The organism is Cupriavidus gilardii, assembly GCF_013347325.1.
Classification (GTDB): domain Bacteria; phylum Pseudomonadota; class Gammaproteobacteria; order Burkholderiales; family Burkholderiaceae; genus Cupriavidus; species Cupriavidus gilardii.
In genome coordinates this window covers 1685369-1698669 of record NZ_CP054624.1, presented here as the reverse complement: position 1 = coordinate 1698669, position 13301 = coordinate 1685369, and the positions used below count along the sequence as shown (strand labels likewise).

11 protein-coding genes are annotated in these 13301 nt (G+C 69.2%); all 11 read left to right on the top strand.

The genetic code is table 11. The features are described from left to right. Positions 1-371: 371 nt before the first annotated feature. A complete protein-coding gene (locus FOB47_RS07750; RefSeq protein WP_170265900.1) occupies positions 372-917 on the top strand; it encodes a low affinity iron permease family protein in 546 nt (181 codons plus the stop codon). A 137-nt stretch (positions 918-1054) separates the two neighbouring features. Beyond that, the gene (locus tag FOB47_RS07745; RefSeq protein WP_174780498.1) at positions 1055-2011 is read left to right on the top strand and encodes a hypothetical protein; all 957 of its coding nucleotides are present in this window, start codon (positions 1055-1057) and stop codon (positions 2009-2011) included. Between the two features lie 44 nt (positions 2012-2055). Further along, entirely contained in the window at positions 2056-4770 is a 2715-nt protein-coding gene (locus FOB47_RS07740; protein ID WP_053823622.1) for an ABC transporter transmembrane domain-containing protein, read from the top strand. A 170-nt stretch (positions 4771-4940) separates the two neighbouring features. Further along, the gene (locus tag FOB47_RS07735; protein ID WP_053824567.1) at positions 4941-5408 is read left to right on the top strand and encodes a heme-degrading domain-containing protein; all 468 of its coding nucleotides are present in this window, start codon (positions 4941-4943) and stop codon (positions 5406-5408) included. 318 nt (positions 5409-5726) lie between these two features. Then, entirely contained in the window at positions 5727-6467 is a 741-nt protein-coding gene (locus FOB47_RS07730; RefSeq protein ID WP_053823623.1) for an SDR family oxidoreductase, read from the top strand. A gap of 23 nt (positions 6468-6490) precedes the next feature. Then, positions 6491-7141 (top strand): D-glycero-alpha-D-manno-heptose-1,7-bisphosphate 7-phosphatase, encoded by a 651-nt coding sequence (locus tag FOB47_RS07725; protein ID WP_174780946.1) that lies wholly within the window; start codon positions 6491-6493, stop codon positions 7139-7141. Continuing rightward, positions 7138-8334, top strand: a complete 1197-nt coding sequence (locus FOB47_RS07720) for a glycosyltransferase family 9 protein (RefSeq protein WP_390884833.1) — start codon at positions 7138-7140, stop codon at positions 8332-8334. The genes FOB47_RS07725 and FOB47_RS07720 overlap by 4 nt, the downstream gene beginning before the upstream one ends. 33 nt (positions 8335-8367) lie before the next feature. Further along, positions 8368-10134, top strand: coding sequence for a carbamoyltransferase family protein (locus FOB47_RS07715; protein ID WP_174780496.1), 1767 nt, complete (start codon positions 8368-8370; stop codon positions 10132-10134). After that, complete coding sequence (locus FOB47_RS07710; protein ID WP_174780495.1) at positions 10121-11152, top strand: glycosyltransferase family 2 protein; 1032 nt, start codon at positions 10121-10123, stop codon at positions 11150-11152. The genes FOB47_RS07715 and FOB47_RS07710 overlap by 14 nt, the downstream gene beginning before the upstream one ends. Further along, positions 11149-12276 (top strand): glycosyltransferase family 9 protein, encoded by a 1128-nt coding sequence (locus tag FOB47_RS07705; protein WP_174780494.1) that lies wholly within the window; start codon positions 11149-11151, stop codon positions 12274-12276. The genes FOB47_RS07710 and FOB47_RS07705 overlap by 4 nt, the downstream gene beginning before the upstream one ends. After that, positions 12269-13216, top strand: coding sequence for a glycosyltransferase (locus tag FOB47_RS07700; protein WP_174780493.1), 948 nt, complete (start codon positions 12269-12271; stop codon positions 13214-13216). The genes FOB47_RS07705 and FOB47_RS07700 overlap by 8 nt, the downstream gene beginning before the upstream one ends. Positions 13217-13301 lie beyond the last annotated feature (85 nt).

The following is a 13301-nucleotide window of genomic DNA, read 5'->3' as shown; positions in this document are numbered from 1 at the left end:
GACCTGAAAAGTTTGCCGCCGGCACTTGTAAAAAGTACGGCGCATGGCGGCGGCGGCGCCGAAGCGCAGTCTCTTTCGTCATTGACGTGTCATTGACGTGTCCCGTGCGTCCCGTGCTGCCGAGGCAGGTATGGAACTTGCCGTATGTCGAGGTATTGCCGATTGTCCGGCGGGGCGCGCTTTGCTTGCTGCAGGCCGCGATGCCGGCAGGCGCCTAGAGAACTGCCATGCCCGACGTAGCCAGTACCGACCGCGAACGCCTCGCCAGCGTCGCCCGCGAAGTGATCAACGGCAAGTCCGCCAACGGCAATGCCAATGGCGCCGGCAGCGGCTCCCTGGAGGAAGACCGGCCGGGCTGGCGACGCAGGGTGATGCATGCCTTCGAATGGTTTGCCGGTCATGCCACCCGGGGCGCCGGCTCACCGATCGCGTTTGCGCTCGCCGTAGGCGTGGTGCTGCTGTGGGCGGTGACCGGCCCGATGTTCGATTACTCGGAGACCTGGCAGCTCGTGATCAATACCGCCACCACGATCATCACCTTCGTGATGGTGTTCCTGATTCAGCAGACGCAGAACAAGGATTCGCTGGCGGTGCATCTGAAGCTGAACGAACTGCTGGCCTCGCATCGCCACGCCAGCAGCCGGCTGGTGTCGATCGAGGATCTGGACGAAGAGGACCTGAAGAAGCTGGCGGCGTTCTACCGGCAACTGTCCGAGCTGGCCGAGCGCGAGAGCGATATCGAGGAAACCCACGGGCTCGACGACGCGCTGCAGACGCATGTTGCCAAGAAGGAAGCGCGGCACGACCTGGAGGAAGAGGTAGCGGCCGGGCTCGGATCGAAGGAGCGCCGTGGCGACGGTAGCCGCGACGGCGGCACGGCGGGCTCGCGCGGAAGCGGATCGGATGAAGCCGTGTAGTTCGGTGTGCGTGTTGCAAGTTCGACATGGGCAACCGATGCCGCCCTGACGCCGGCGCGCGCCAGGTCCGCCCGGCGCACGCGGGCGCATTCCTTGCACGACATCGGGAATGTCGTTGCCGAACCCAGGAGCCAATCATGTCGACCATCGTGGCAGGGCGTTTCGAATCCTTCGCCGACGCCGAGCGCGCGGCGCGAGGGCTTTATGGACACGGATTTTCGGTATGGGACGTGTCGATCTTCACGATCGGCACGCCGCAGGCCGCCGAGCAGCTGGGGCGTCCGCCCGGCGTGCTGCTGGCTGCGCGCGTCGAGCCCGAACGGCTGCAGACCGCGGCCGAGCTGATCCGCCTGGAAGGCGGGCGCGAACTCGAACAGGCGGAGGGTCAGTGGGAGAACGGCCGCTGGACGGACTTCGACCCGCTTGGCACGCCACAGCCGCTGCAGCAGACCGCGCCGCACGAGCGTGCCGGCCAGCTGGGCGAAGGCGCGCTGAACCCGACCGGCAACGAGGATCCGGGCAGCGAGATCGATCAGTCGGTCCGGCAGGACGAGGATCGTCACGGCGGTCAGGCAGGCACCGGGGCAGGCGCGAACGGTGAGCGCGACCTCGGCGTGCTGCTGACGCCGGGCCAGCACACCACCACCCACGAGGGCGTCAGCAAGGGCGACGAGGCACGGATGCAGGGCCAGAGGGCGGGCGAACCGCGGCAGCAGGGTGCCCCGGGCGAGACGCCGCCGGCCGGTCAGGCAGCGGGGCAGGGAGCGAGCCAAGGCCAATTCCAGGACCAAGGCCAAGGCCAGGGCCAGGATCAAAGCCAGGGCCAAAGCCAGCCCGAAAGCCATGGCCGCCACCCCGCCGAACAGCAACCGCGCGAAGCCTGGGAATCGGCGCAGTCGCATCGCCAGCCGGGCGAGAAGGACAACGAGCCTGAACTGGTGCGCGGCGCGACGACCACGCCGGAGCCCAGCGGGCCGAACGACACCTTCCGCCAGATCCGCCGCGGGCAGTTCCCGCCGGGTGTCGGCGAGGGCGACCTTCGCGACCCGGGCAGCACCACGCCGGACGCGCCGAAGGTTGACAGCCGTTCGTGACGGCCTGAGCGGTCCGCTCCGCGCCGCCCCCAACCAGAGAGACGATGGCGACGACCAACGGACATCCCACACCCGCTTCCAAACGCCGGATCGCCGCCGAATTGTGGGCAACGATCTGGCGTTTTCGTGCGCGCGTCGGCGTGGCGGTGTTGCTGCTGGTGCTGGCCAAGGCCGCCTCGGTAGCGGTTCCGCTGGTGCTGAAGCTGGTGGTCGACGACGTGGCGCCGGTCGCCACCGGTGCCGCCGCGATGGCCGGCGCGGCGATCACGATGCCGGTCTTCCTGGTGCTGGCCTACGCCGCGTTGCGCCTGCTCGGCAACGCCTTCAACGAATTGCGCGATGTCGTGTTCGCGCCGGTCACGCAGCGTACCGTGGCGACCTTCATGGAGCGCACGTTCTCGCATCTGCATGCGTTGGGCGCGCGCTTTCATGCGCGCCGCGAAACCGGCGGCGTGATCCGCGACCTGGAGAAGGGCACGGCCGCGATCGGCTTCCTGCTCGGTGTCGCCGTCTTCACGATCGTGCCGACGCTGATGGAGATCGGCTCGGTCCTGATCATCATGATCGCGGCCTATGGCGGCGCCTTTGCGGCGATCATCGTCGTCACGTTCGCGCTGTATGCGGGATACACCTTCGTGATGACGCGGCGCCGGACCAAGGTGCAGCGCAAGGTCAATGCGGTCGAGGCCCAGACCAACAGCAAGGTGGTCGACAGCCTGCTGAACTACGACACCGTCAAGTTCTTCGCGCGGGAGAAGTTCGAGACCAAGCGGTTGTCGGGGCTGCTCGAAGGCTGGGTCGACGCCAGCGTGGAGAACCAGTACGCGTTGTCGGCGCTGCATATCGGCCAGAGCGGCTGCATCGCGCTGGGTGTCGCCGCGGTGATGCTGCTGGCCACGGAGCGTGTCGTCACCGGTGCGCTGACGGTCGGCGACCTGGTGCTGATCAACGCCTACATCATCCAGGTGGTGCTGCCGCTCAATACGCTGGGCTTCATCTTCCGCGAGTCGAACGACGCGATGACGCAGGTCGAGCGGCTGTTCGCGCTGCTCGATGCACAGGGGCCGCCGGGCGAGGATCACGACGCGCCGGGCGCGCGGCCCTTGCACGTTTCCCGCGGCGAGATCGTGTTCGAGAACGTCAACTTCAGCTATGACCCGAGCCGGCAGACGCTGTGGGACGTCAGTTTCCGCATTGGCGCCGGGCAGACCGTGGCGGTGGTCGGCGGCAGCGGGTCGGGCAAATCGACGCTGGCGCGGCTGCTGTTCCGCCTGTATCTGCCCGACAGCGGCAAGATCAGCATCGACGGGCAAGACCTGCGGCTGGTCACGCAGCAGAGCCTGCGCGAGGTGATCGGCATCGTGCCGCAGGACACCATCCTGTTCAACGACACGATCGCCTACAACATCGGCTACGGCCGCGAGGGCGCAACCCGTGCCGATATTGTCGAGGCCGCCCGCGCCGCGCAGCTCGACACGTTCATCGACCGGCTGCCCGACACCTACGAGACGCGCGTCGGCGAGCGCGGCGTGCGCCTGTCCGGCGGGGAGCGCCAGCGCGTGGCGATCGCCCGCGCGCTGCTGAAGAAGCCGCCGATCGTGGTGTTCGACGAAGCCACCTCGGCCCTCGACACGCGCTCGGAGCGCGCCATCCAGCGCGAGCTGGCCGAAGTGGCGAAGGGCCGTACCGCGCTGATCATTGCGCACCGGCTGTCGACCATCGCCGATGCCGACCATATCCTGGTGATGGAGCATGGCCGCGTGGTGGAGGAGGGCAACCACGATGCGCTGCTGGCCCGGCGCGGGGTCTATGCGCAGATGTGGCGGCTGCAACAGCAGCAGCGCGAGCTGGAGCGGACCGAGCAGAAGCTGGCGCTGCAGCCGATCCGGCTCGAGGCCATCGTCGCCGCGGTGGTCGACGGCTTGCGCGAGCTGATCGCCGAGCGGCAGGTCAATCTGTTTACCGTGCTGGGCGAGGCGGAGTTGCGGGTTACCGGCGATCCCGGCGTGGTGCAGAAGGCCGTATGGGAGCTGTGCCATGCGCTGATCGGCGACATGGAACCGGGCGGACGCATCGAGCTGCGGCTCGAGCGGCAGGGCGGCGAGGCGTCGCTGTACGTCGCCGCGCCGGACCGGCAGGCGCCGCTGCCCGATATGCGCGAGCTCGAGGGCTTGCTGGAGGACCATGCGGTCCGCCTGACGGTCGATCCGCATGGCCATGGTTACCGGATGGCGATGCCGCTGCGTCCGATCCGCGAAACGCCGGCGCCGCCGCCGGTCGCCCCACCCGACGTGACCTCGACGCTGCCCGCTGCCGACGCGCTGAAGGGTTTGCGCATCCTGGTGCTCGACGACGACGAACCGACGCGCGAGGTGCTGACCAGCACGCTGGAGGACTATGGCGCCGACGCCCAGGCCTTCGGCCGCGGCGACGATCTGCTGGACTTGCTGGGCGGGGCCGACCCGCAGCACTGGCCGCAGGTGCTGCTGTGCGATATCGCGCTCGACGAGGAGGACGGGTACACCGTGCTGCGCCGCGTGCGCCGGCTCGAGGCCGAGCGCAACGTGCCGCTGGCCTGCCGCCTCAGCGCGATCGCGCTGTCCGGCCATGCCGAGGCGCAGGACCGCATGCGCGCGATGATGGCCGGCTTCCAGGTGCATCTGTCCAAGCCCGTGCAGATCGGCGAGCTGGTGATCGCGATCCATTCGATGGTGCGCCATCGCGATGTCGACGCCACGGTGCCGGGGCCGCGAGGTTAGCGCGGGGGGCTGCCGGGCCGGGGCCGCGGTTCGTCGAATTTCGCTTGATTTTCCATTTCTCATTGCCCGATCGAGGAGAAACCATGCAGCCTCACGACAGGCCCGACCTGCCCAGTTCCACGCCTTCCCGATCCTCCGCCGACGTGCCCGGCGCCACCGCCTCGCCCGGCATGGCGCTGGGCAGCCGTTTCGCCGATGCGGCCAGCGCCGAGCGCGCCGTCGCGCTGGCGGTGCCGATGCTCGAAGCGGCGGTGCGCGACCGCGAGGTCGGCGAGGGCGGCTTCCTGCATCTGGTGGTAATGGACCCGGGCAAGTGCCCGGCGGACTGCCCGTTCGAGCAGGCGATCCTGTTCGAGTATTCGACGCCGGGACGGGAACGCTGGGACGCTGACTATGCCTGGTACGCCCGCGAGAAAGCCAAGGTCGCCTGGCGCACGGGCATGGCGACCGACCAGATCCAGGCACGGGCGCCGCACCTGCTGCGCGCCGAGGAGTCGATGCTGGGCGGCGCGGTGGTGCTCGACGGCATCGTCGTCGCGGTCAGCGGGGCGAACCCCTGGTACGACGAGGCCTTCGCGCTGAGCGTGGCGGCGCTGTTGCGGGCGGTGGCGCAGCAGCGGCGGAGAGCGGAGAAGTAGAACGCCCATCTGGCCCCTGCAACTTTTACCAGCCAAGGCATAAACGCCAACACCCCCCATGTAACTCCTGACATGGGGGGAACCGTTTCCCCCGAAACGGCAAGCCACGGCGCCATCACGCGTCTGGCATGCAATTCGCTGAAGGCAACCCCACAGAGAACCGGATCGCCGCCGTCGCACGGTGCGGCGGGCAGCCGGATTGGGGAGCGGTGCCGTGCATTTCCCTTCTCCGTCCGTCCGTCCGTCCGTCCGTCAACGCGCCGATTCCAGCGCGCGCCGCATCCGGTCCAGCCTTTCAAGCCAACTTCAGGAGCCGAAATGACCGATGCGCCAGACGCCAGCCTGCAAGGCAAGACCTTTCTCGTGACCGGGGGAGGGCGCGGGCTCGGCGCCGCGATCTGCCAGAACCTGTCGGCCGCCGGCGCCAGCCTGGTCGTTGCCGATGTCGATGAAACCCTGGCGCGCAACTGCGCCGAAAAGCTCGATGCCAGTGGCGAGCGGGCCTATTCGCTTTCCTTCGACGTGGCTGAACCGGCCGCGGTCCGCTCGGCCTTCGAGCAGGTGCGCGAACGCAGCGGCCGCCTCGACGGCATCGTCAACAACGCCGCCATCGATATCACGCTGCCGGTCGACGAGGTCGAGACCGAACGCTGGCACCGCGTGCTGATGGTCAACTTGTACGGCCCTTATCTGATGTCGCACGCGGTGGTGCCGATGCTCAAGGCGCAGGGCGGCGGCCATATCGTCAATATCGCGTCGACGGCGTCCAAGCGCGCCTGGCCCAACGCCTCGGCCTACCACGCCACCAAATGGGGGCTGCTGGGCTTCTCGCACGCGCTGCACGCGGAACTGCGGCCGCACGGCATCAAGGTGTCGGCCATCGTTGCCGGCGGCATGCGCACCCCCTTCCTGCTCGACCGCTTCGCCGATATCGACCAGTCCACCCTGCAGGACCCGGCCAATGTCGCGCGCGCGGTGCGCTTCGTGCTGACGCAGCCCGAAGAGACCGTGATCCCGGAGGTCATGGTGCTGCCGATGAAGGAAACGTCGTGGCCGTGATCGACGACCCTGGCGCCGGCCAGATCGCGGGCGCCGCCGTTCCGGCCCGAGCGGGCAGCGGGCACCCCGGACTCCCCGGCGCGGTACTGCTGGACAAGGACGGCACGGTGCTGCAGGACGTGCCGTACAACGTCGACCCCGACAAGATGCGGCTCGCACCCGGCGCCGCGCGCGCGCTGCGCCGGCTCGGCAAGCTCGGCGTGCCGCTGGTGGTGGTGTCCAACCAGCCGGGCCTCGCGCTCGGCCGCTTCACGCCGGAGGCGCTGGCGCCGATGCGCCAGCGTCTGGGCGAGCTGTTCGCGACCCACGGCGCACGGCTGTCGGGCTTCTTCTTCTGCCCGCACCATCCGGAAGGCGTGGTGCCGCGCTTCACGCGCACCTGCCTGTGCCGCAAGCCGCTGCCGGGGCTGCTGCGCAACGCCGCGACGCTGCTGCATTTCGATCTGCGCCGCTCCTGGATGATCGGCGACATCCTCGACGACATCGAGGCCGGCCAGCGCGCCGGCTGCCACACGATCCTGGTCGACTGCGGCAACGAGACCGAATGGGTGCGCGGGCCGTACCGCACGCCCGAGCATGTCGTTGCCGATCTGGACCAGGCCGCGCGCATCGTGGTCCGCCATCTGGGCGGCACGGTGCGGCACGCCGAACGTTGCCGGGCGGAGGCCTCCTGACCATGACGGCATGGCGCGACGCCAAACGCATCCTGTGCGTGCGGCTGGACAATATGGGCGACGTGCTGATGACCACGCCCGCGATGCAGGCGCTGAAGGGCAGCGACCCGTCCCGTCATCTGACCTTGCTGACCTCGAGCGGCGCCGCGGCGCTGGCCAGCCACCTGCCGATGATCGACACGCTGCTGACCTGGGATGCGCCCTGGGTCAAAGGCAACGGCACCGGCAACCGCACGGCCAGCAGCGTGCTGCCGTGGGCGCAGCGGCTGCAGGCCGCCCGCTTCGATGCGGCGGTGATCTTCACCGTCTACAGCCAGAACCCGCTGCCGGCCGCGCTGCTCTGCACGATGGCCGGCATTCCGCTGCGGCTGGCGCATTGCCGCGAGAACCCCTACGAACTGCTGAGCGACTGGGTGCCGGAGACCGAGCCCCAGACGCAGGTTCGCCACGAGACGCAACGCCAGCTCGATCTGGTGGCGACGGTCGGCGCAGTGCCGGCCGACACGCGGCTGCGCTTCCGCGTGCAGCCGCACGACCGGCGCGCGGTGCAGCGGCTGCTGCAACGCTGGCAGGGCGACGGCGAGCCAGAGGGCGCCGTGTCCCGCCGCTGCGTCGTGATGCATCCCGGCGCCACCGCCGAGTCGCGCCGCTGGCCGGCACCGCGCTTTGCCGAGGTCGCACGCACGCTGGCCGAGCAGGACGGCGCGCTGGTGCTGCTGACCGGCGGCGTCAGCGAGCAGCCGCTGGTGGACACCGTATGCCGGGCCGCCGGCCACCCGCGCGTGACCGGCATCGCCGGCGAACTGACGCTCGGCCAGATGGGCGCACTGATCGAGCATGCCGATCTGCTGATCTCGAACAACAGCGGCCCGGTGCATCTGTCGGCCGCGCTCGGCACGCCGGTGGTCGATCTCTATGCGCTGACCAATCCGCAGCACACGCCGTGGCAGGTGCCGCACCGCACGCTGTATGCCGACGTGCCGTGCCGCTATTGCTACAAGAGCGTTTGCCCGCAGCAGCACCACCGTTGCCTGAACGATGTCGCGGTCCCCGACGTGGTGGCCGCGGCGCGCGAACTGCTGGCCGGCGCGCCGGCGGAGGCCGCGAACGTGCTGCCGCCGCTGGTCGTACCCGCCCCCGTCATGCCCCCGTTGCCGCCGGTACGCGCCAGTGGCGCGGTGCTGGCCACCTGAATCGGACACAAGGAATCGCGCAGAGGAGCCGCCATGTACACGCTTGGAATCAACGCCGCCTATCACGACACCTCCGCCTGCCTGGTGCGCGACGGCGAGGTCATCGCCGCGGCGGAAGACGAACGGTTCACGCACATCAAGCACGGCAAGCGGCCGGTGCCGTTTACGGCCTGGGAGCTGCCCTACCATGCGATCGACTACTGCCTGAAGGAGGCCGGCATCACGCTGGCCGACATCGACCATATCGCCTATTCGTTCGACCCCGCGATCATGCTCGGCGAGCGGCGCAACGACGAAACGGTGACGCTGCCGCTCGAACCGTCGCGGCATGCGCAGCCCGGCGTGGCCGATTCCCCGTGGGACCCGCTGTTCCTGTCCTATGTCGTCAACGCGCCGCGGCAACTGGTGTCGGGCGTGCCGCATCACCTGCAGAAGCGCTTCGCCACCGTGCGCAGCAGCGCGGAGGCACCGTACCGCTGGCACTACGTCGAGCACCATATGGCGCACGAAGCCAGCGCCTTCCTGGCGGCGCCGTTCGATCGCTGCGCGGTGCTGACGATGGATGGCCGCGGCGAGAGCGCGACCACCAGCTATGGCGTGTTCGATGGGCGCGACTACCGCCGCATCAAGCAGATCGACCTGCCCGATTCGCTCGGCCTGCTGTATGAGCGCGTGACGCGGCATCTGGGCTTCCTGCATTCCTCCGACGAGTACAAGGTGATGGCGCTGGCCTCGTACGGCGAGCCGACCCGCGCCGACGTGTTCCGCGCCATGGTCCATGGCGATCGGGAAGGGGGCTACCGCATCGACCAGGCCGATCTCGAAGCGGTACTGGGGCCGCCGCGCGTGCGGGGCAGCGAATTCACGCGCGAACACTTCAATATCGCGCGCTCGCTGCAGCTGGTGCTCGAGGAGACGGTGCTCGGCATGACGGCGTGGCTCGCCGCGGAGACCGGCGAGCGCAAGCTGGCGATGGCGGGCGGGGTCGCGCTGAACTGCGTGATGAACGCGCGCGTGCGCGACCAGGGCGCGTTCGACGAGGTCTGGGTGCAGCCGGCCGCCGGCGATGCCGGCACCGCGCTGGGCGCGGCGCTGTGGATCGACTGGCAGCAGCGCGGCAAGCCGGCACGGCGCTGGGCGATGGAGCACGCCTATTACGGCCCGGCCTTCGACGAGCAGGAGATCGCCGCCTTCCTGGACCAGGCCAAGCTGCCGTACCGCCGGCTCGACGACGTGGCCGGCGAGACCGCCGAGCTGCTCGCGCAGAACAAGATCATCGGCTGGTTCCAGGGCCGCATGGAGTTCGGCCCGCGTGCGCTGGGCGGCCGCTCGATCCTGGCCTCGCCGATCGATCCGTCGATGCAGCAGAAGCTGAACCAGATCAAGGACAGGGAGGACTTCCGCCCGGTCGCGCCGGTGGTGATGGAGGAGCGCGCGGCCGAGTGGTTCACCGCCGCCCATCCGGGCAACTGGCGTGCGCCCTTCATGCTGTTCGTGTTCAACGTCAAGCCCGGAAGAGAGGACCGCATTCCGGCCGTTTGCCACGTCGATGGCACGGCCCGCGTGCAGACCGTGCGGCGCGAGCAGAATCCCGCATACTACGACGTGCTGGCGGCCTTCGAGCAGCGCACTGGCGTGCCGATCCTGGTCAATACCTCGTTCAACACGCGGGGCGAGCCGATCGTCTGCACGCCGCGCGATGCGGTCGAGTGCTTCTGGACGTCGCCGCTCGATGCGCTGGTGATCGGTCCGTTCCTGCTGGAAAAGCCTGCGCGGGAGGGCGCCCATGCCGGTGCATGAGCCCGCGGATCGAAGGATCGGCAACGTCGAGCGCGCGGACACCGAGCCGCTGGTCTCGGTCGTGATCCCGACCTACCGGCGCCCGGACCTGCTGCATCGCTGCCTGCGGGCGATTGGCGTGCAGCAGTTCGGCGCCGGCACGTTCGAGGTGATCGTCGCCGATGACGGTTGCGAGCCGGCGGTCCAGCGTCTGGTCCAGGAACTGAACGGCGCGTGGCCTCGCTGCACGCTGCGCTATCTGGCGGTGCCGGATACGCAGGGCCCCGCGGGCGCGCGCAACGCCGGCTGGCGCATCGCGCGCGCGTCGGTGATCGCGTTCACCGATGACGACACCATTCCCGATCCGGGGTGGTTGCGCGAAGGCTGCCGGGCGCTGTCGACCTCGCCGCAATGCTGCGCGATGACCGGCAAGGTGGTGGTGCCGCTGCCGGCACGGCCCACCGACCATCAACGCGATACCGGCGGCCTGGCCACGGCCGAGTTCGTCACCGCCAACTGCTTCGTCCGCAAGGAGGCGCTGGTCAAGGTCGGCGGCTTCGACGAACGCTTCAAGCGCGCGTGGCGCGAGGATTCCGATCTGCAGTTCCGCCTGCTGCAGCAGGTCGGGCCGATCGGCCACGCGCCGGGCGCGATGGTCGTGCATCCGGTGCGGCCGGCGCCGTGGGGCAGCAGCCTTGCGGCGCAGTCGAAGGTGTTCTTCGACGCGCTGCTGTACAAGAAGCATCCGCGCTGGTACCGCGAGCGCATCCGTCCAATCCCGCCGTGGCACTACTACGTGTCAGTGCTCGGCTTGCTGGTGGCGCTGATTGCCGCGCCGGCCGGCCATGCCTCGCTGGCATGGGGCGGCTTCGGCCTGTGGTTCGCGCTGACCGCGTGGTTCTGCTGCCGCCGCCTGCGTGGCGCAGCGCTGACTCCTTCGCATGTCGCCGAGATGATCGCGACTTCGATCCTGATTCCGCCGCTTTCCCTGTACTGGCGCCTGCGCGGCGCCGTTGCCTTCAAGGTTGGTTTCCTATGATCAGATTCGCGGAGCGTCCGCGCCGGATCGCCGTGTTCCGAGCGCTGCAACTGGGTGACATGCTGTGCGCGGTGCCGGCGCTGCGCGCGCTGCGCAAGGCCGAGTCCGATGCGACCATCACGCTGATCGGCCTGCCTTGGGCGGCCTCGTTCGTCGAACGCTTCTCGCATCTGGTCGACGAGCTGATGGTGTTCCCCGGGGCCCCGGGCATGCCCGAGCAGCCGATCCGCGAGGACGAGGCGCAGGCCTTCTATGCGCAGGCCCGCGCGCGCCGGTTCGATCTGGCGATCCAGCTGCACGGCAGCGGACTGGTGACCAACGCGATCGTGCGGCAGCTTGGGGCGCGCCAGATGGCCGGTTTTCGGCCGGTGCCGGCGGCGCCCAGCGCGGGCCGCGCCGAACGCAAATGGCAGCCCGGCGTGTTATCGTACGGTGCGCGTCCGGTCAACGAGCTGCTGATCGACTGGCCCGGCGGCAACGAGATCGAGCGGCTGCTGGCACTGACCAGCCGGCTCGGCTATCCGCCCGACGGCACCGAGCTCGAATTTCCGCTGCAGCCGGCCGACAGCGCGGCGTGGCAACGGCTGGCGCTGATGCACGACCTGATGCCGGGCAACTTCATCTGCGTGCATCCCGGCGCGCGCATGCACTCCCGCCGCTGGCCGGTCGAGCGCTTTGCCGCGGTGGCGGACGTGCTGCGCCAGCACTGGAAGATCGTGGTGACCGGCACGCCGGACGAGGCCGAGCTGGCCGGACGGCTGTGCGATGCGCTCGGCTCGCCGGTGATCAATCTGTGCGGCAAGACCGATCTGGGCGCGATGGCGGCGGTCGTCAAGCACGCGCGGCTGCTGTTGTGCAACGACACCGGCGCTTCGCATATCGCCGCGGCAATGCGTACGCCCAGCGTCGTGGTCTCGTGCGGCAGCGACAGCGCGCGCTGGGCGCCGCTGGACAGCTCGCGGCATCGCGTGCTGGCGGACTATCCGTCATGCCGCCCGTGCATGCATCAGGATTGCCCGGTCGGGCACCTGTGCGCCGAGGGCCTCGAGGTCGACGACGTGGTGGCCGCCGCGATGGCGATGATCGGGCAGTCGCGCGAGACGCAGGAGGTCAGCCATGCCTGAGCGGCTGCGCATCCTGACCTGGCATGTTCACGGCAACTATCTGTACTACCTGTCGCAGATTCCGCACGACCTGTATCTGGTGACCAAGCCGGGCTCGCCGCCGGGCTATGCCGGCGCGGTCGGCGCGCTGCCGTGGGGCGGCAACGTGCACGAGGTCGCCTACGACGATGTGCCGAAGCGCGAGTTCGATTGCGTGCTGTACCAGCACCAGCGGCACTGGGACAGCGATCGGGAGACGCTGCTGACCGAGGCGCAGCGGCGATTGCCGACGATCTTTCTCGAACACGACCCGCCGCAGCAGCATCCGACGGGGACCGTGCATCCGGTGCAGGACCCGAACGTGATGCTGGTCCATGTGACGCCGTTCAATGCGCTGATGTGGGACAGCGGGGTCACGCCGCACTGCGTGATCGAACACGGTGTGCTGGTCGATCCGGCCGTGCGCTACAGCGGCGAGGCGCCGCGCGGCATCAGCGTGGTCAACAACCTGAACAGGCGCGGGCGCCGGCTTGGCGCCGACATCTTCGCGCAGGCGCGCGAGCAGGTACCGCTCGATCTGGTGGGCATGGCGGCGGAAGAGGCGGGCGGGCTGGGCGAAGTGCCCAATCCCGAGCTGGCGGCCTTTGTCGCGCGCTACCGCTTTTTCTTCAATCCGATCCGCTATACGAGCCTCGGGCTCGCCGTGGTCGAGGCAATGATGATCGGCATGCCGGTGGTCGGTCTGGCGACCACCGAGATGTCGACGGCGATCCGCAATGGACACAGCGGCTATGTCGATACGCGGCTGGAGCGGCTGGTCGAGGTGATGCGGCGGCTGATCGACGATCCGGGGCTCGCCAGGGAATGGGGCGAACAGGCGCGGGCGAGCGCGATGGAGCGCTTCGGGATCGGGCGGTTTGTCCAGGATTGGTGTGGGGTGTTGAGGCAGGTGGCGCAGTAAGGGGTGAGGGGCGGGCGTTGTCGTGGAGTGGGCGGCCGTTTGCCCTCTCCCCCAACCCTCTCCCGCAAGCGGGAAGGGGAGAGGG